This is a genomic window from Mesorhizobium sp. M2E.F.Ca.ET.209.01.1.1 (genome assembly GCF_004010375.2).
Lineage (GTDB): Bacteria > Pseudomonadota > Alphaproteobacteria > Rhizobiales > Rhizobiaceae > Mesorhizobium.
In genome coordinates this window covers 55,435-73,943 of record NZ_SADP02000017.1, presented here as the reverse complement: position 1 = coordinate 73,943, position 18,509 = coordinate 55,435, and the positions used below count along the sequence as shown (strand labels likewise).

16 protein-coding genes are annotated in these 18,509 nt (G+C 63.7%); 4 read left to right on the top strand and 12 right to left on the bottom strand.

Annotated features, from left to right (window positions below; translation table 11 throughout):
* Position 1 precedes the first annotated feature (1 nt).
* The 3 genes from EN852_RS26485 to EN852_RS26475 all read right to left on the bottom strand — a co-directional run bounded on the left by EN852_RS26485 (position 2) and on the right by EN852_RS26475 (position 3,781).
* Positions 2–1,156 (bottom strand): carbohydrate ABC transporter permease, encoded by a 1,155-nt coding sequence (locus EN852_RS26485; protein WP_127878555.1) that lies wholly within the window; start codon positions 1,154–1,156, stop codon positions 2–4.
* Position 1,157: 1 nt separating this feature from the next.
* Positions 1,158–2,171 (bottom strand): sugar ABC transporter permease, encoded by a 1,014-nt coding sequence (locus EN852_RS26480; protein ID WP_127878553.1) that lies wholly within the window; start codon positions 2,169–2,171, stop codon positions 1,158–1,160.
* A gap of 254 nt (positions 2,172–2,425) precedes the next feature.
* Positions 2,426–3,781, bottom strand: coding sequence for an ABC transporter substrate-binding protein (locus EN852_RS26475; protein ID WP_127878551.1), 1,356 nt, complete (start codon positions 3,779–3,781; stop codon positions 2,426–2,428).
* Positions 3,782–4,140: 359 nt separating this feature from the next.
* On the opposite strand from EN852_RS26475, the gene EN852_RS26470 reads away from it, so the two are divergent.
* From EN852_RS26470 to EN852_RS26460, 3 genes are all read left to right on the top strand, one after another.
* Positions 4,141–5,163: a substrate-binding domain-containing protein gene (locus EN852_RS26470; protein ID WP_127878549.1), complete on the top strand. Its 1,023-nt coding sequence runs from the start codon at positions 4,141–4,143 to the stop codon at positions 5,161–5,163.
* A gap of 239 nt (positions 5,164–5,402) precedes the next feature.
* The gene (locus EN852_RS26465; RefSeq protein ID WP_112128348.1) at positions 5,403–5,690 is read left to right on the top strand and encodes a hypothetical protein; all 288 of its coding nucleotides are present in this window, start codon (positions 5,403–5,405) and stop codon (positions 5,688–5,690) included.
* A 206-nt stretch (positions 5,691–5,896) separates the two neighbouring features.
* A complete protein-coding gene (locus EN852_RS26460) occupies positions 5,897–7,243 on the top strand; it encodes an FAD-dependent oxidoreductase (protein WP_127878547.1) in 1,347 nt (448 codons plus the stop codon).
* A 213-nt stretch (positions 7,244–7,456) separates the two neighbouring features.
* Here the strand turns inward: EN852_RS26460 and EN852_RS26455 are convergent, their stop codons facing one another.
* The gene (locus EN852_RS26455) at positions 7,457–8,503 is read right to left on the bottom strand and encodes an aldo/keto reductase (protein WP_127878545.1); all 1,047 of its coding nucleotides are present in this window, start codon (positions 8,501–8,503) and stop codon (positions 7,457–7,459) included.
* A 112-nt stretch (positions 8,504–8,615) separates the two neighbouring features.
* Here EN852_RS26455 and EN852_RS26450 point away from each other — a divergent pair, with 112 nt between their 5' ends.
* Positions 8,616–9,236 (top strand): TetR/AcrR family transcriptional regulator, encoded by a 621-nt coding sequence (locus EN852_RS26450; protein ID WP_127878543.1) that lies wholly within the window; start codon positions 8,616–8,618, stop codon positions 9,234–9,236.
* Positions 9,237–9,276: 40 nt separating this feature from the next.
* On the opposite strand, the gene EN852_RS26445 is transcribed toward EN852_RS26450, so the two are convergent.
* The 8 genes from EN852_RS26445 to EN852_RS26410 all read right to left on the bottom strand — a co-directional run bounded on the left by EN852_RS26445 (position 9,277) and on the right by EN852_RS26410 (position 18,364).
* Positions 9,277–10,728, bottom strand: coding sequence for a S8 family serine peptidase (locus EN852_RS26445; RefSeq protein ID WP_127878541.1), 1,452 nt, complete (start codon positions 10,726–10,728; stop codon positions 9,277–9,279).
* On the bottom strand, positions 10,718–11,386 hold the full coding sequence (locus tag EN852_RS26440) for an anti-sigma factor (RefSeq protein WP_127878540.1): 669 nt from the start codon (positions 11,384–11,386) through the stop codon (positions 10,718–10,720). The genes EN852_RS26445 and EN852_RS26440 overlap by 11 nt, the downstream gene beginning before the upstream one ends.
* A complete protein-coding gene (locus EN852_RS26435) occupies positions 11,383–11,949 on the bottom strand; it encodes a sigma-70 family RNA polymerase sigma factor (RefSeq protein ID WP_127878539.1) in 567 nt (188 codons plus the stop codon). The genes EN852_RS26440 and EN852_RS26435 overlap by 4 nt, the downstream gene beginning before the upstream one ends.
* A 271-nt stretch (positions 11,950–12,220) precedes the next feature.
* On the bottom strand, positions 12,221–13,060 hold the full coding sequence (locus tag EN852_RS26430; RefSeq protein ID WP_127878538.1) for an alkaline phosphatase family protein: 840 nt from the start codon (positions 13,058–13,060) through the stop codon (positions 12,221–12,223).
* A 120-nt stretch (positions 13,061–13,180) separates the two neighbouring features.
* Entirely contained in the window at positions 13,181–14,836 is a 1,656-nt protein-coding gene (locus tag EN852_RS26425) for an ABC transporter ATP-binding protein (RefSeq protein ID WP_127878536.1), read from the bottom strand.
* Positions 14,836–15,657, bottom strand: coding sequence for an ABC transporter permease (locus EN852_RS26420; protein WP_127878534.1), 822 nt, complete (start codon positions 15,655–15,657; stop codon positions 14,836–14,838). Before EN852_RS26420 ends, EN852_RS26425 begins: the two co-directional genes overlap by 1 nt.
* A 58-nt stretch (positions 15,658–15,715) precedes the next feature.
* The gene (locus EN852_RS26415) at positions 15,716–16,675 is read right to left on the bottom strand and encodes an ABC transporter permease (RefSeq protein WP_127878532.1); all 960 of its coding nucleotides are present in this window, start codon (positions 16,673–16,675) and stop codon (positions 15,716–15,718) included.
* A gap of 99 nt (positions 16,676–16,774) precedes the next feature.
* On the bottom strand, positions 16,775–18,364 hold the full coding sequence (locus tag EN852_RS26410) for an ABC transporter substrate-binding protein (RefSeq protein ID WP_127878530.1): 1,590 nt from the start codon (positions 18,362–18,364) through the stop codon (positions 16,775–16,777).
* Between the last annotated feature and the right edge of the window lie 145 nt (positions 18,365–18,509).

The window sequence follows — 18,509 nt, the reverse complement described above, 5'->3', positions numbered from 1 at the left end:
TTCAACCTCCTTTCACCGAGCCGGCAAGCAGCCCGCGGACGAAATAGCGCTGCAGCGAGAAGAACACGATCAGCGGCACGATGATGGTGATGAATGCCGAAGTCGTAAGGATCTCCCAATTGCCGCCGCGTGAGCCGAGCAGCGCGTTGAGCTTGGCCGTCAGCACGATCTGATCGGGCGCCGTGCCGAGGAAAACCATCGCCACCAGAAGATCGTTCCATACCCACAGGAACTGGAAGATGGCGAAGGAGGCAAGCACCGGGAACGACAGCGGCAGCACGATCTTGACGAAGATCTCGAAATCGCTGGCGCCGTCGATGCGCGCCGATTCCATGATCTCGCGCGGCAGGCCGGCGATGTAGCTCCTGAGCAGGTAGATGGCGAAGGGCAGGCCGAAGCCGGTATGCGCCAGCCAGATGCCGAGATAGGTCTTGGACGGCACGCCGAAGAAGGTGCCGACGCCGTTGTAGAGCTTGAGCAGCGGGATCAGCGACATCTGCAGCGGCACGACCAGCAGGCCGATGATCACGGCGATCAGAAGCGCACGGCCCGGAAACCGCATCCAGGCAAGCGCATAGGCCGCGAAGGCTGCGATCAGGATCGGGATCACCGTCGAGGGAATGGTCACCGTCAGCGAGTTCATGAAGGAGCGGCCGATGCCTTCGGAAAACAGCACCGCATCGTAGTTCTCGGTGGTGAATTTCGGCGGCGCCGAGGAGGCGTAATAGACGCGCTGGCCGCGGTCGCCTTCGAATGGCTTCGGCGAGGCGAGCACGAAGCTGCCATCCTCATTCACCTGCAAGGTGACGCCGTCGCCGAGATCGGCCGCCGTGCCGGCCTTGTACTGCGTCGGCGCCGCCGCCTTGACACCAAAGGCGCTGATGTCGCGCTTGGCGCCGTCGCCGAAGACATTGCCCTCGATGACATATTTGCCGTCCTTCTGCGTCTGCGCCGAGGCGGCCGGCAGCCGTCCGGCCTCGGTCTGGCTGGAACTGGCGAAGGAATTCCACCAGCCCGACGCGATGATCTGGTCCTTGTCGCGCAGCGACGAGACGAGGATGCCGAGTGTCGGGATGGTCCAGATGACCACGAAGACCAGCACGGCGATATGAACGCCGAAGCGGCTGGCGAAGGACTTTCCGGTGGACGCGGCCATCTCAATGCCCTCCCGTCTCTTTGTTGGCCTGGCGGATGTTCCAGATCATGATCGGTATGACCGCGATCATGATGATGATGGCAATCGTAGCGCCGCGGCCGAAATCGCCGCCGCCGCGGAACATCCAGTCGAACATCAGATTGGCCAGCACCTGGCTGTTCCATTGGCCGTTGGTCATGGTCAGCACGATGTCGAACACTTTCAGCACCAGGATGGTGATGGTGGTCCACACCACCGCGATGGTGCCCCAGATTTGCGGCACCATGATCTTCCAGAAGATCTGGAACGGATTGGCGCCGTCGATGACCGCCGCTTCCAGGGTCTCTTCCGGGATGCCGCGCAGCGCCGACGACAGGATGACCATCGCAAAACCTGTCTGGATCCAGATCAGGATGATCATCAGGAAGAAATTGTTCCAGAACGGCAGCGATATCCACACCTGCGGCTGGCCGCCGAAATACTGGATGATGGCGTTGAGCAGGCCGATCTGCACCTGGCCCTCGCCGCGATACTCGTAGATGAATTTCCAGATCACGCTGGCGCCGACGAAGGAGATCGCCAGCGGCAGGAAGATCAGGCTCTTGGCGATCGTGCCCCACCAGATCTTGTCGGTGAGCACGGCGATGATCAGGCCGAGAAAGGTGCAGGCCGCAGGCACCACTGCCAGCCACAGGATGTTGTTGAAGATCGAGTTGCGGAAATCATGGTCGCCGAACGCCCACTGGTAATTGGCGAGGCCGACGAAATTCTCGCCGCCGCGATCGAGGAAGGAGAGCCGCAGCGTCTCGATGACCGGGTAGATCAGATAGATGGTGAGGATGATCATCGCCGGGCCAACGAACAGCCAGGGCCGCACCAGGCCCTGACGGCGCAGATTGTCGACAGCGGCGCTGCCTGAGACGCCGCGTGACGGGAAGACCAGATCGAGCAGTTTGTTGGCGCCCCAGAAATAGGCGACACAGCCGCCGACGCCGATGATGATGACGAAAATGGCCGAGAAAATCTGAGCCGCCATGGGTCCCTCTCCCTGCGCATGACCGACCAGGCAATGCTGGCGGCCGCATGCACCGACTTCATGAGTTATTCGGAACAACCGAGATGCGAAGGCTTCCGGCGTGCGCTGCCGGTCGGATCCGGGCCGTAGCCCGGATCCGGGTGGAGGATGAGGAGGATGTCAGAGCAATTCCAGGAAAAGTGTGTAACGGCTTTCCGCCCGGAATTGCGTAACAACAAATGGCCGCCGCGCGCGGCGGCCTGTTTGCCGGATGGCTACTTGATTGCATCCCAGCTTTTCTGGATGTCGGCGGCGACGTCCTGGGCGGACTTGCCGCCGACCAGGTCGATCATGCCGGTCCAGAACGAGCCCGCGCCGACCTTGCCGGGCATCAGGTCGGAGCCGTCGAACCGCACCGTCGTGGCCCCGACCAGGATCTCGCCCTGCTTCTTCAGCGCGTCGCTGCCATAGGCGTCCTTGTTGGCCGCCTTGAACGGGGTAACGAAGCTCTTCTGCGCCATCCACAATTCATGCGCGAGCGGCATCTGCAGGAACTTGATGAACTCGCGCGAGGCCTTGGAGTCCTTGGTGATCATCACCAGCGTTCCGGCGACTTCCAGCGGCGTGCCCAGTTCCGGCTTGGAGGCGTAGGGCGGATAGGGGAAGAAGTCCGCATCCTGGCCGAGCTTCACGTTTTCCGGGAAGAAGGACGGGATGAACGACGCCTGATGGTGCATGTAGCATTTGGGCGGCACGGTGAAGAGGCCCTTCGGACTGTCGCGGAAGTCGGTCGCCGCGACCGCCTTGGCGCCGCCGTCCACCATCTTGTCGTCGGTTGCTATCTTGCCGAAGATGTCGATGGCGTTGACCACGGCCGGGTCGGTGAACGGGATCTCGTTCTTCGTCCACTTGTCGTAGACCTCCGGCGGCTGCGTGCGCAGCATGATGTCCTCGACCCAGTCGGTCGCCGGCCAGCCGGTAGCGCCGCCCGAACCCAGTCCGATGCACCACGGCTTGCCGCCATCGGCGACGATCTTCTTCTCGAGGTCGGCAAGTTCCTCCTGCGTCTTCGGAACCTTGTAACCGGCCTCCTCGAAATTATCCGGCGAGTACCAGACCAGGCCTTTCACGTCGATCTTATAGGGGAAGGCGTAGAAGCCGGACTTGCCGTCCTTGCCCGTATAGGTGCCGAGCTTGGCCCAGGAATCGCCGGCGGCGTAGTTTTCCTTGATCCAGGCGGCGACGTCGTCGCCGAGCGGGGTCAGCACGCCTTTGGAAGCGAGGTCCTGGATCAGGCCAGGCTGCGGCAGGACGGCGATGTTGGGCGGGCTGCCGGCCTGGGTGTCGATGACGATCTGCTGCTCATAGTTCTCGGACGAGGAATATTTGACCTCCGCGCCGGTGGCTTCCTGGAAATAGTCGAGGACCGAACGCACAAGCGTCTCATCCTCGCCGCGCCACGGCCCGAAGATCGTCAGTGTTTCGCCCTTGAGGTCGACCTTCTTGAGGTCGTCGTAATTCGCCCAGTGAAATTTCGAATCCTCGCCCGGCTTGAACTTCAGTTCGGCATGTGCCGGCAGGCCAAGGGTGAGCGCAGCGAACGCCGCACCCAAGAGAAGCATTTTCTTCATCGCAGTCCTCCCAGTGTTGAGACAGTTCGGACGAAACCTCCATTTCGTCCGCCGACGCCCACGGAACTGTGACTCAGCGAGAAGGCAACCGCAACCTTTCGAAGAGTGTTCCAAAGCGCTTTGGCTAACTTGATCTCGCCATTGAATCACCTTGAAGTCAAGAGGCTCATGTTGCTAATCGATTTAAAAAGCACCGAATGCTCTAAGAAAGTGCAGTGCAGCAAGCTTTTTTGGCGCTGCAGCAGCAATTTTGGCTTCAAACACGGTCGATGCAGCTCTAAGGTCATGTCGTCTGGCGATTGCGCCAGTCATCATCGGATCGATTGAAATTGAAAGCGCTTTGGGACCGGAGGCCTCCGATGAACCTCAAGCAACTGTCGCACATGCTGTCGCTTTCGCAGACCACGGTCAGCCGGGCGCTGAACGGCTACCCCGAGGTCAGTGAAGAAACCCGGCGCCGGGTGATGGACGCCGCCAAGCGCCACGGCTACCGGCCGAACCCATCCGCACGCCGCCTCGCCACCGGCAAGTCGGGCATGATCGGCTATGTGCTGCCGACGGGTGCATCCGTCGACATCGATCCGCATTTTGTCGAATTCCTCTCCGGCCTCGGCGATTACGCCCGCTCGCACGAGCTTGATCTCGTGCTGTCGCCCGCCGATGCCGACGATGAGGAGACCACCTACCGCCGCATCGTCGCCAACCGGCAGGTGGATGCCGTCTACCTCTCCGCGCCGAGGCCGGCGGACAAGCGGCTGGCGCTGGTCAACAAATTGGGCATCCCCTTCATCGTCCACGGCCGCAGCGAAGGCTTCGATTTCGATTATCCCTATCTCGACATTGACAATGAGGGCGCCTTCCACGAGGCGGGGCGGCTGCTCGTCCAACTCGGCCACAAGCGCCTGGCGCTGATCAACGGCAATGACCGCGAGACCTTCGCCATCCACCGCGAGCGCGGCATGCGCCGGGCGCTTGCCGCGAGCGGGCTGATGCTTGGTGAGCGCCATGTCTGCTCGCTGACTATGACCGAGGAAAACGGCTATCGAGCCGCCCGCCGCCTGCTCGAGGACAGCGACCCGCCGACGGCGATCGCCTGCTCCAGCCTGATCATGGCGCTGGGCGTGGTGCGCGCCGTGCGCGATCTTGGCCTCACCATCCCCGGCGACCTGTCGCTGGTCGCCCATGACGACGTCTTCCCCTGGCTGCGGCCGGAGAATTTCCCGGTGCCGCTGTCGACCACGCGCTCCTCGATCCGCCTTGCCGGCGCCCGCGTCGCCGAGCGCCTTGCGGCGCGGATTTCCGGGCTGGAGGAGGGAGCGCGCGGCGAGGTCTGGCCGGTCGATCTGGTGGTGCGGGGATCGGTGGCAGGGGCCCCGGTCTAGGGTCAGATTCACCAGCCGGACCGTGGCGCGCTCAGCTGAAAAGACGAGCGCGCGATGGATCGATCGCAGACTAAGCCAATTTCCGCCTGCCAGGCCCCACCTTATTGCAAGACGTTCAAATTTGAGCTTCCGCACTCATGCTTTGTCGAGAGTATCTCCTGTAGTCTCTAGCCCTTCTGCGCCAAAAGTTGGCCGTTCAAAGCGCCGCCGGCAACGATGACGACGAATAGGAGAACCCAATGACCCGCACTCACGTTGAACGTCTTGAAGAGTTCAGGGAAATCCTGGTCGCGACTCGACGCGAAGGCGTCCGAAATGTGCACCACACTCGCGACGCGATGCGGGCAAGTGGCTTTCAGATCGGGGACAGCGATGGCTCCAGCTACGGCGCGCAACTGAAGGCGCTTCAAGAGCAAATTGAGGCGGTCGATCGCGCCATCGAAGACGAGAAGCGGTTGGCCTTGGTTCTCGAGGGTGCGGTTCAATCCCGCCGGCCGACCAAGCCGAGGATCGTGAAGGGTGCATAGAGCCAACTACGGCCGCTGGTGAAGCTGGGCTTCCAACGGTAGCAAGGGCGCCGGTATAGGGGGCAGGATCCAATGGCTTCACCTGCCGCCTCCTTCATGGGCTGCATTTACTCCCGTGGGACAACGGTCTGCCTGCGTCTGCTCCTGATTTTGGAAGGTGGCAACGGGTAAGTCAGAGTCGTCAGCCAGTCCTTCAGGTGCGCCTTTTGCACGCATTCCCGTTTACCGAAGCGGATCCGATCCAACATCCAGGCCCGCCGCCGAAGACGTCGGAGGTGGTGATCGTCGGTGGCGGTGTCATCGGCGTAACGACGGCCCTGTTCCTCGCCTCCCGAAACATCCCGGTGACGCTGCTGGAAAAAGGCCGCGTCGCCGCCGAGCAGTCCTCGCGAAACTGGGGCTGGATCAGAAAGCAGGGACGGGACGCGGACGAACTGCCGATCGTCATCGAGGCTATCCGCCTGTGGCGGCAGCTGGCCGAGGAAAGCGGCGAGGACATCGGACTCACCCAAACTGGCGTGACTTATCTGGCGAACGCCGACAAGGACATGGCCGACTTCGAAGCGTTCATGAAGATCGCCGCGGCTCATGACCTCGACACGCGTCTCCTGGATGTGGACGAAACCGCGAAACTCATCACCGGCATGTCGCGCAGGTTCAAGGGCGCGATGACGACGCCCTCCGACATGCGCGCGGAACCCTGGTTGGCAGTTCCTGCGCTGGCCAGGCTCGCCGCGCGAAAAGGCGCCAGGATCGTGGAGAACTGCGCGGCGCGAACCCTCGACATCGCGGCCGGCAGGATCAAGGGCGTGTGGACCGAGGCGGGATATATCGAGACCTCCACGGTGCTGGTCGCGGGCGGCGCCTGGTCCTCCCTGTTCCTGGCGCGGCACGGCGTGTCCATCCCCCAGCTCAGCGTCCGCGTCACCGTGGCCGCGACGGAGCCTCTGCCTGAGATCTATGCGGGCGCGGCCGCCGACGATCACATCGCCTTCAGGCGCAGGCAGGATGGCGGATACACGCTCGCCGGAGGCGGCAGCCACTTGCTCTACCTGGGGCCCGACGCATTCCGGCACGCCACCAAATACATTCCCGCCCTCAGGAACGATCCGCTCGGAGCGCGTTATTTTCCGTACGCTCCGTCAGGCTACCCGGATGGCTGGTCGACGCCGCGCGATTGGGCGCCGGATTCAGAGACTCCTTTCGAGAGAATGCGGGTGCTCAACCCAGCCCCCGAACCGGCCCGGCTGCGTGCGATCGAACGCAATTTCAAACAGCTGTTTCCCCAGTTCGAGAAAGCCTGCTTGAAGGTCGGCTGGGGCGGCATGATCGACGCCATGCCCGACGTCGTCCCCGTCGTGGATCGGGTCCAGGCGATCGCCGGTCTTTTCGTCGCGACCGGAATGAGCGGCCACGGCTTCGGCATCGGGCCCGGCATGGGCCGCGTCGTTTCCGACATGATCCAGGGAAACAACACCGGCCACGACCTCAGCCGCTTTCGGCTGCAGCGCTTCTACGATGGCAGCCCTGTCCGGTTGGGTCCGGCCCTGTAAGCGCTGTGGCCAAGGATCAATCCTTGGCAACCTCCGCCGCCTTGTATCAAGCAGGCCGGAGAATTCTAGGTGCCGCTGTCCACGTCGCGCTTCGGCTCCCCGGCGCGCCCCGCGTCGCCAGGCGCCTGGCAGCGTGCAACTGGTGGTGCGAGGGTCAGTGGCCGGGGCGCCGGCCTGGTATTCCAGGCCGGCGCGCAGGGGCAGGCGGATACCTCAGGCGACAGCTTCGGCCGGCACGTCGAAGCGGTCGGCCTTGCCACCCGTGAAGCCCTGCCTGGTCTCGGGATCATCGAGCACGGTATAGGGGAAGATCGGTTGCGTCGCGCTCACCTCATCAAGGCGTGCAATTTGCTCCGGCGACAACGTTACTTTTGCCGCAGCCAGGTTGTTTTCGAGCTGAGCCAGCGTGCGTGGTCCAATGATCGGGAGCGAGCCCTTGGCCGCAACCCAGGCGATGGCGATTTCACTGGGCGTGACTCCGGCGTCCTTCGCAACCGCGATCAGGGTGTCGAGAATGGCAGTGCGCTGCGCGGAATCTTCGGCTTGGAATACCCTGCCGCCGAAACCCTCCGCGCGGCCTTTCTCGCCTTTGCGGTACTTCCCGGTCAACATGCCGCCGCCAAGCGGCGACCAGGCCACGATGCCGAGGCCGAGCGCTTGCCCGGCAGGCAGGAGTTCCAGTTCGGTCGTTCGCTCGACGAGGCTGTGCTCCACCTGAAGGCCTGCAATAGGGGCGGCTCCGCGCAATTCCGCAATGGTGACGGCCCTCGCCGCCCGCCAGGCGGGAAAGTCGGAAAGGCCCGCATAAAGGATCTTGCCGGCCCGGACGAGATCGTCAAAGCCGCGCACGACTTCTTCGACCGGCGTGACTCCGTCCGACATGTGAGCCCAATAGAGATCGATGCGATCGGTCTTGAGCCGCTTGAGGCTCGCCTCGACCGATGAGACCATGGCCTTGCGGCTATTGCCCGTGACGAGAATACCGGCTGCGGGGTCCGTCCGCATGGTGAACTTGGTCGCCAACACGAAATCGTCGCGCCGCCGGGCCAGCAGATCGCCCAGGATTTCCTCGGATTGACCGAACTGATAGCCGTTGGCCGTATCGATGAAGTTGCCGCCGGCATCCGCATAGGCGTCGAAGATGCGACGGGCCTCCTCGGGCTCAGCGCCATGTCCCCAGCCCGTCCCGAAGCTACCGGTTCCGAGCACGAGTTCAGAGACCCGAAGTCCCGTGTGCTTCCCGAAAAGTTTGTAACGCATGCCTGTTTCTCCATTGGTTGCGATCGCAATCAAAAAGCGATGTCCGGCATCTATTTGACTTTGATGGCGATCGCAACTAAAAAGTTCGTGACAGTTGGATTGGAACCTGGAAATGCGTGTTTCGAAGGAAAAAGCTGCGGAGAACCGGCACGCTCTGTTGCAGGCGGCGAGCAGGCTGTTCCGTAAACGGGGCATAGACGGCGTCGGTGTGGCGGAAGTCGCCAAGGAGGCCGGACTGACGCACGGGGCGCTTTACGCGCATTTCTCCTCGAAGGATGAGCTGGCGGCGGCTGCGTTTTCCCACGGCTTCGCGGGAAACATGGCTGATACCCGGGCTTGGGCCGGTGATGGCTGTCCCACCTTCGAGGAATACCTCGATGGATATCTTTCAACGAATATGCGCGACAGAGTCGAAACCGCTTGTCCGATGGCCGCTTCCGCAAGTGAAGTTGGGCGGCAGGACGGCGCCGTCAGCGCCAGCTTTACGCGTGCATTTGAGGAAATGGCAGCGACGCTTCAGCGTTCGCTTGAGCCGGCGATTCCCGCATTTGAGAAACGCCGTCTCGCCGTTGCTGCCGTAGCTGCCGAGATTGGCGCTATCGCAGCATCTCGCGCCGTCGCAAAAACAGATCCGGCGCTGGCGGACGAGGTGCTTCGGGCCGTTCGGGAGACGCTCGGCCTTGCTCACAAAGCCCAAGCAACTGGCGTCGAGCAGGCCGCCGCATCAGCATAAGCGAGGTGTCGGTAACCCGGCAGCCAATTTATTGACGAGCTCATTCCCTCGCCGCTCCCGCCGCCTTCGTGTCGATCAATCCATAGCCGAAGTCATTGTCCCTCCCTTTTGGCCCGAGATCCTTGGCCGTTGCCGCCAGCGCTTTCTCGATGTCGTCGGCCGAGCGTTCCGGCGTGGCGTGGATCAGATTGGCGATGGCGCCGGACACGATTGCAGCCGCAAAGGATGTGCCGGTCACCACGTCCGACCCGGCGCCGCTCGGCGCCACCATCTCTACGCCAGGCGCCGAGATGAACACGTAAGCGCCGCGATTGGCCTGCGGCATCAGCCCGTCCTTGGCGTCGGTCGCCGTCACGGCGATCACGCCGTCGAAGGCGGCCGGGTAGCCGTAGGGCGCCTTCGGGCCGTTATTGCCGGCGGCTGCCACCAGCACCATGCCCTCGGCGCGTGCATTGCGGCAGGCGATGCCGAGCAGGTCGTTCTTCGGACCGACGAAGCTCATATTGATGATGCGCACATTCTGTTCGGCCGCCCAGTCCAGCGCCGACAGGATGACGTCCATGGTCGACTTGCCGCCTTCGAAGGCCCGCGCGTGATAGATTTTCGCGCCCGGCGCCATGCCTTCCAGCGGACCGACACCGGCGATCAGCCCGTCGACAGAGGTGCCGTGGTCGCGCTTCTCGATCGGCACGTTGGGCATGGCGTCATATTGTTCGGCGATGACGCCCTTCAGCGCGGGATTGGTATCGTCGATGCCGGTGTCGATGACGGCGACGCGCACATTCTCGCCGCTCGCCTGTTTTGAATCGAGCGCGATCCGGTCGAAGGCATAGTTCACGATGCCGGCCGCCTGCTGCAGCGAATAGATATGGTTCGGCTCGCGCCGCTGCGTGCGGCCATCGGCGGCGAGCTGCGCCAGCACCACGCCGACAGGCCGCCCGTCGGTGATGCCGAAGCGCACCAGCGTCGAGCCAAGCAGCCGCGACTGGCGCTGGGAGCGCACTTGCAAGCCGAAGGAATTGGCGATCTGCTGCACCACGCCGGCATCGCCGTCGACCGTCACCAGCACTTCGTCGGGCACGAATTCGCCGGTAATGGCGCGCGGCGGTTCAGCCAGGTTGAGCCCTTGCGGCACCGTGACCGGCCCGCTCGGCGTCGGTGCGGGCGGTGGCGTGTTGGCGGAACCGTTCGAGGACGATGTTCCACCGGATGGCGCGGGCACTTGCGGGGCTGCACTCGCCGGCGGGTTCGGGAACAGATCGACGATCAGCGCCGGCAGGAACACCGCGCCACCCGCAGTGCCTGGCGTTCCTTCGCCATTCTTGGCACCGCCGTCCTTATCGCAGTCGCTGCCTGCCGTTGTCGTGCGGTTCAAGCAGTCCACCTGCTTCTGCGTCAGATTGGGATCATTGGTCTGCGCAAACGCAGGCGCGGCGACAAAAGCCGCCGCCGCAAGGAGCGCCGCATGCAGAATGACCGCCTTAGCCGCCATCGACCGGGTTCCTTCCCTGGATCACAGTATCCGCGAAAGGCTGGGCGGCAACAAGGCCGACGAGCCTGTCGTAATCGGCCGCCGTGCTGGCCGGGATCGTCAGGTGGAACACGCCGTCGGCGGTCGGGCCGCCGGCGATCTTCAGTCCGTTCTGGCCGAGGAAGGCGGCGATATCGGCCATCTTGGCATCCGGCTTGAACTTGACCAGCGCGAAAGGCAGCTTCGCCAGATCGTCCTGAGCGCCGGCCACCTCGAAGTCGTTGCCCTTGCCGCCCGGCCGTTCGAAGGACTGCACCAGGACAAGCGCCAGCAGAACAGCGGCGGCCGCCCAGGCGACGCTGGCGGGCATCGCCGTGACGCGGCCGAAGATTTTCGTCAGCCAGGATTGGCCGGCGGGCGCGCGCACCGGGCCGGCCTCGGCGTCGAGCGCCCTGGCGAAGCGGGAGAGCGCATCGGCTGGCGGGCGGATCGCCTCGTTGGCGGCGGCGGTGCCGGAGAACTCGGCCTCCGCTTCGCCAAGTGCTGCCATCGCCGCCGGATCGGTGGCCAGCCATTCCTCGACGGCCTCCAGCTCGGCGCCTTCCAGCGAGCCGTTCAGGTAGAACGGCAGCAGCGTTTCCATCTCGTCGCGGCGCGACATCTTTTCAGCGGCGCTCATGGCCACCCCCTGTCGTAACCGGCGGCCTTGAGGGCTTCGCCGAGTTTCTTGCGGGCGTAGAACATCCTGGTCTTGACGGTCGCCACCGGAATATCGAGCACCTCGCCGATCTCGGTCACCGACTGGCCATGGTAATAGGCAAGGTCGATCACCGTGCGATGTTCTTCCGGCAGGGCATCGACGAAGCGGCGCAAGGCGGCCGCCTTGTCTTCCTTCATGGTGACGACTTCCGGCGTGTCGGCACTGTCGGGAACCTGCGCCGCGTCATCGTCGTCGATCCAGTCTTCCTTCTTCTTGCGCAGCATGGACAACGCCTTGAAGCGGGCGATGCCGAGCAGCCAGGTGGAAACCTCAGAGCGGCCCTCGAAGCCGGGCGCCTGTTTCCACAGCTCCAGAAAAACCTCGTTTGCGATATCGTCGGCCATCATTTCCGATCCCGTCTGGCGCGCCACGAAGCGGTAGATCCGCGCGTGGTGACGCATGAACAGGAGCCGAACGGCGGCCCGGTCGCCCTTCGCGACCCGGTCTACAAGCGCGCGATCGGTTTCCGTCGCCGCGTTCATGGCCGGTCGAGCCGCCTGGCTCCTCGAAGCTCTGTCGCTGATCGGTCCAAAAAGGTTCACCCTCCGCCAAGGATTTTCGGAGGCTAACTGAAGAACGGGAGCGTTGCCAGTAGGGGCGCTTTTCCTTCCCCCCTTGTGGGGGAAGGTGGATCGGCGCGCAGCGCCGAGACGGATGAGGGGTGTTCCAGCGGGAGTGAGACGCTGGCATTCCCTGGAGCATCCCCTATCCGTCGCCTTCGGCGACACCTTCGCCACAAGGGGGAAGGGGGAACTAAACCAAAAACACCTTCGCCTTCATCGTCTCGGGTATTTCCACCCCAAGCCGGCTCAGCACTGTCGGCGCGAGCTGCAGCTGGTCGAGCAGCGTATCGGCCTCGGGGCCTTTCGCAGGCCCGAAATAATAGAGCGCGAAATCCTGCATCTCGTCGTCATGGCCGCCGTGGTGGCCGCGATCCGTCTGGCCGTGGTCGGCCGTCACGATCACTTCATAGCCGGCTTGACGCCATTGCGGCAGGAAGGCGGCCAACATGCCGTCCATCGCGTAGCAGGCATGGTCCATCTGGATGCAGTCATGGCCGAAGCGATGCCCCATCGAATCCAGCGTGCAGGTGTGCAGGATGCCGTAGTCGATGCCGTGGCGCTTCACTAGCATGGTCAGCGTCGCGAACAGGTCGACGTCACTCGGCGTCATCTGGTTCTTGAGATTGTAGCCGGTCATGGTGTGGAAGCGGCCATGCGTGATCGGGCCGCTTGGATCGTCGAACTCCATGTCCTCGACAAGGTCGAACGGATACGAGCGGAAGAATTCCGACCAAAAGGAATGGGTCACCGCGCCCGTCTTGCCGCCGGCCTTGCTGACCTCCGAGAAGATATCCGGCTGCGTGACGCGAAAGCGGTTCTCGTTGGAAAGAATGCCATGCACCTGCGGCGTCACTCCGGTGTGGATCGAGGCGTAGCAGCAGGCCGAGGTCGACGGCAGCACCGAACGCATCTTCCACACCTGCGCCTCGCCCGACTGCGCCCAGCCCTCCAGATTGCCCATCAGCCGGCGCCAGTTCCGGTAGGGCACGCCGTCGAGGATGATGAGCAGCAGTTTGGATTTGAGCGCCACGGGGCGGGCTCCATGCGATTTTGCGGTAGGGATCTTTATCGAGGCCTGGCCGGTCAGGCCAAGCCTCAGAAGCGCAGAATAGGACGCCAGCTCAACCCATGTCGTCCAGCGTGACGCGCTTTAATTCCCGGCGCTCTCCATGCGCCGGCCCTTGATCGCCTTCTCCAGCCAGCCGATTTCCATCTCCGGCACGGAGGAGAGCAGCAGGTCTGTATAGGCGTCGAAAGGCGGCGTCAGCACCTTGCTCTTGGGGCCGTAACGCACCACCTCGCCGCGATACATCACAGCGATCGAATCGGCGATCGACTTCACCGTCGCCAGGTCATGGGTGATGAAGAGATATGCGACCTTCTCCACCTGCTGCAGGTTGAGCAGGAGCTTGAGAATGCCGTTGGCGACCAGCGGGTCGAGCGCCGAGGTCACCTCGTCGCAGATGATCAGCTTCGGCTTGGCGGCGAGCGAGCGGGCGATGCAGACGCGCTGCTTCTGGCCGCCGGACAGCTCGGCCGGATAGCGGTCGACGAAACCCTTGCCCATCTCGATCTCGTCGAGCAGTTCGGCGACTCGCTTGTCGCGCTCGCGCCCCTTCATGCCGAAATAGAACTCCAGCGGCCGGCCGATGATGGTGCCCACCGTCTGGCGCGGGTTCATCGCCACATCGGCCATCTGGTAGATCATCTGCAGCTGGCGCAGATCCTCCTTCGGGCGGTCGGCCAGCCTGTTGGCGAGCGGCCTGCCGTCGAAAGTGACGGTGCCCTGTTCGGGCGGCAGAAGGCCCGTGATGGCGCGGGCCAGCGTCGACTTGCCGGAACCGCTCTCGCCGACGACGGCCAGCGTCTGGCCGGGAAAAATGTCGACCGAGACGTTCTTCAGAACCTTCACATGGCCGCCGGCATAGGCGGCGGTCACATTCTTCACCGACAGGAACGGTGTCGTGCCCGGCTGCTGTTCCTGGTGCTCGATCTCATGCACCGAAACCAGCGCGTTGGTGTATTCCTGGCGCGGCTCCTTGATGATCTGGCGCGTGCCGCCCCATTCGACCAGCCGGCCGTGGCGCAGCACCATGATCTCGTCCGACACCTGGGCGACGACGGCAAGGTCATGCGTGATGTAGAGGGCCGCCACATGCGTGTCGCGGATGGCGTCCTTGATCGCCGCAAGCACGTCGATCTGCGTCGTCACGTCGAGCGCCGTGGTCGGCTCGTCGAAGACGATGAGGTCCGGCTCCGAGCATAGCGCCATCGCCGTCATCACGCGCTGCAGCTGGCCGCCGGAGACCTGGTGCGGGTAGCGCTCGCCGATCGTTTCGGGATTGGGCAGGCTGAGCTTCTTGAACAGCGCAACGGCTCGCTTCTCAGCCTCGGCGCGCGTCGCGGTGCCGTGCAGCATGGCGGCTTCGACCACCTGGTCGATCAGCTTGTGCGCCGGGTTGAAGGCGGCTGCCGCCGATTGCGCGACATAGCACACCTCGCGCCCGCGCAGCGCCCGCACGCCCTTGGGGCCGGCTTTCAGGATGTCGCGGCCGTTGAGGATCACCTCGCCTCCGGTGATGCGCACGCCGCCGCGGCCATAGGCCATGGACGACAGGCCGATGGTCGATTTGCCGGCGCCGGATTCGCCGATCAGGCCGAGCACCTTGCCCTTTTCGAGCGTCAGCGAAACGTCGTGGACCAGCGTGATCGTCTTCGGCGATTCGCCCGGCGGGTAGACGGTCGCCTCGATGCGCAGATTGCGGATATCGAGGAGCTTGCCTGAATTTGCCTTGGTGTCGGCCATCAGCCGCGCCCTCCCTTCAGGCTCGTCGTGCGGTTGAGCACCCAGTCGGCGACGAGGTTGACCGAGATTGCCAGCACAGCGATCGCCGCCGCCGGGATCAGCGCCGCGGGAATACCGAAGACGATGCCATCCTTGTTTTCCTTGACCATGCCGCCCCAGTCCGAATCCGGCGGCTGCACGCCGAGGCCGAGGAAGGAGAGCGCCGACAGGAAGAGTACCGCGAAGATGAAGCGCACGCCAAGCTCTGCCACCAGCGGCGACAGCGCATTGGGCAGGATTTCGCGGAAGATGATCCAGGCCTTGCCTTCGCCGCGCAGCTTGGCCGCCTCGACGAAGTCCATGACGTTGATGTCGACGGCGACCGCGCGCGACAGGCGGTAGACGCGGGTGGAATCGAGGATGCCCATGACCAGGATCAGCGTCAGCGCATTCGTCGGCAGCACCGAGAGCACGACGAGGCCGAAGATCAGCGTCGGGATCGACATCAGAAGGTCGACGAAGCGCGACATCAGCGTGTCGAACCAGCCGCCGAACACCGCGGCCGAGAAACCGAGGATCGAGCCCAGCGAGAAGGACAGCGCCGTCGCCGCCACCGCGATCTCCATGGTGATGCGCGCGCCATAGATCATGCGCGAGATGAGATCGCGGCCGAGATTGTCAGTGCCCAGCCAGTGCGCCGCCGACATCGGCTCCCACACGTCGCCGACGATCTCGCCATTGCCATGTGGCGCGACCCAGGGCGCGAAGATGGCGCAGAACGCAAAGAAGCCGGTCAGGATCAGCCCGATCCAGGCGGTGAACGGAATTTGTCGTAGCGCCATTCGCTTCAGTTCCCCCTCTGGTCGTTCCGCATCCGACCCGTCATTTCGGATGCCCCCGTCATTTCGGATGCCTCAGCCGCGGATTGGCCACGATGGCGGCGATATCGGCGACGATGTTGAGCGAGATGTAGACCGCGGCGAAGATCAGCCCGACCGCCTGCACCACCGGCACGTCGCGTTTGGCGACATGGTCGACCAGATATTGTCCCATCCCCGGATAGACGAAGATCACCTCCACCACCACGACACCGACGATCAGATAGGCGAGGTTGAGCATGACGACGTTGACGACCGGCGCGATCGCGTTCGGGAAAGCATGCTTACGGATGATATCGAAGGGTTTCAGCCCCTTGAGCTCGGCCGTCTCGATATAGGCCGACTGCATGACGTTGAGGATCGCCGCGCGCGTCATGCGCATCATGTGGGCGAGCACCACCAGCGTGAGCGCGGTGGCGGGCAGAACCACGGCCTGCAGCCGTTCGAGGAACGGCGTGGAGTCATCCACCGTCGAGATGCTCGGGAAGATCTGCCAGTGCACGGCAAACACGAAGATCAGCACATAACCGATGAAGAATTCCGGGAACGATGTCGAGGCCAGCGCCAGGCCGGAGATCAGCTTGTCGACGAAGCCGTTGCGATAGCGCACCGCAATGAGCCCGAGGATGACCGCCAGCGGTACCGCGACGATCGCCGCGCAGGCGGCCAGGAAAAGCGTGTTCTTCAGCCGGGTGCCGATCGAGCTTGCAATGTCGAGCCCGCTCGACTGCGCCGTGCCGAAGTTGCCGTGCAGGATGCCCCAGAGCCAGTGCACGTAGCGCAGCCATGCCGGGTCGTTGAGCCCAAGCTGCTCGCGCAGGTTCGCCAGCGCCTCCGGCGTTGCCGATTGGCCGAGGATCGCCTGGGCGACGTCGCCCGGCAGGATCTGCGTGCCGGCGAAGATCAGCACCGAAACGGCGAACAGAAGAACAATGCCCAGCAAGATACGCTGAGCGACCAATCTCAGGATCGGAGACGACATCGGCAACCTGCAATGGTGAAGAAGGGACGGTGCCCGCCTTTCAGGCAGGCCATGAATGCCAGGAAGGGCCGGCTGGCGCCGGCCCTTCCTTATCCTTCGTCACGCCTGCAGCCAGCACTGGATCAGGGCGTGGCCGTTGCTCAGTTCCTGCGCCGGGTTGTCGACCCAGCCTTCGACGCCCTTGCCGGTCGCGTCGACGAACTGGTTGAAGAACGGCACGATCAGGCCGCCTTCGTCGCGCATGATCTCGCCCATGTCGCGGTAGATCTTCTTGCGCTTGGCTTCGTCGAGTTCGCCGCGCGCCGCAAGCACCATCTTGTCGAAATCCGGCCGCTTGAAGCGCGTGTCGTTCCAGTCGGCGGTCGAGAGATAGGCGGTCGAATACATCTGGTCCTGGGTCGGACGGCCGCCCCAGTAGGAGAGCGAGAAGGGCTGCTTGTTCCAGACTTCCGTCCAGTAACCGTCGCCCGGCTCGCGCTTGATCTCGATCTTGATGCCGGCCTTGGCGCAGCTCTGCTGATAGAGCTGGGCGGCGTCAACGGCGCCGGGGAAGGCGACGTCGGAGGTGCGCAGCAGGATCGAACCGCTGTGGCCGGACTTCTTGTAGAGCGCGGCGGCTTTTTCCGGATCGAACTTGCGCTGCTCGAAATCGCCTGCGAACAGCGGATAGGCCTTGTTGACCGGCATGTCGTTGCCGACCTCGCCGTAGCCGCGCAGGATCTTGGTCAGCATCTCCTCGCGATCCATGGCGAGCTTCAGCGCCATCCTGAGGTCGTTGTTGTCGAAGGGCGCGGTGTCGCAGAACATGTTGAACGGATAGAAGCCCCGGCCCGAGGCGGCGCGGATGGTGACGCCGGGCAGCCGCTTGACCAGGTCGACGATCTTCGGTTCGACGCGGTTGATCATGTTGACCTGGCCGCCCTGGAGCGCGGCCATGCGCGCCGTCGGGTCGTTGACGACGATGATCTCGACCTGGTCGGCATGGCCGTATTTGTCGGCCTGCCAGTAATTGTCAAAGCGTTCGCCGCCATGCTTCACGCCAGGCTGGTTGACGGTGACCTTGTACGGGCCGGTGCCGATGCCGGCATCCGGCTTGTCCATGCCGCCATTCGGCTGGATGATCAGGTGATAGTCCGCCATCAGATAGGGCAGGTCGGCGTTCGGGTCCTTTAGCGTGACCACGACATTGCCGCCATCGGCCTTGATGGTGTCGATGCTCTTCAGGACGCCCAGCGCGCCCGACTTGGATTTTTCGTCGCTGTGGCGCTTCAGCGTCGCCACGACGTCGTCCGGCGTCACTTCCTTGCCATTGTGGAACTGGACGCCCTTGCGGATCTTCATCGTCCAGGTTTTGGCGTCGTCCGAGGAGCCGATCTCCTCGGCGATGAGATATTCGACGCCGCCACCCGGCGCGAGTTCCACCAGCGTTTCACCCCAGCACTTGCCGAAGGCGAACGGAACCTGGCTGAGGAAGGTCGCCGGATCGAGGCTGTTGGTGGATTCACCGCCCTGCAGGCCGGCCTTCAGCGTGCCGCCCTTGACCGGGCCGGCCGCGCGCACGGCGCTGGAGAGCAGCGAGTTGGCGAAAGTGGCGGTGACGCCGAGCGCAGCGGCGCGACCGAGAAAGTCGCGACGGCTAAGTTTTCCGGCCGCGACTCGCCGGCTGAGATAGTCGAGTTCGTTGGACATTATGGTTCCTCACTCTGGGTATCCGACCTTATGGTCGTTTCTTGCTATTGGAGGAGATAATGACCGTAAGGGAAAGCAGCAGGCAAGACCGAATGCGACATGCAGTGGCGTAAATCGCACGTCGCATTTGGACCAATCTTGCCCC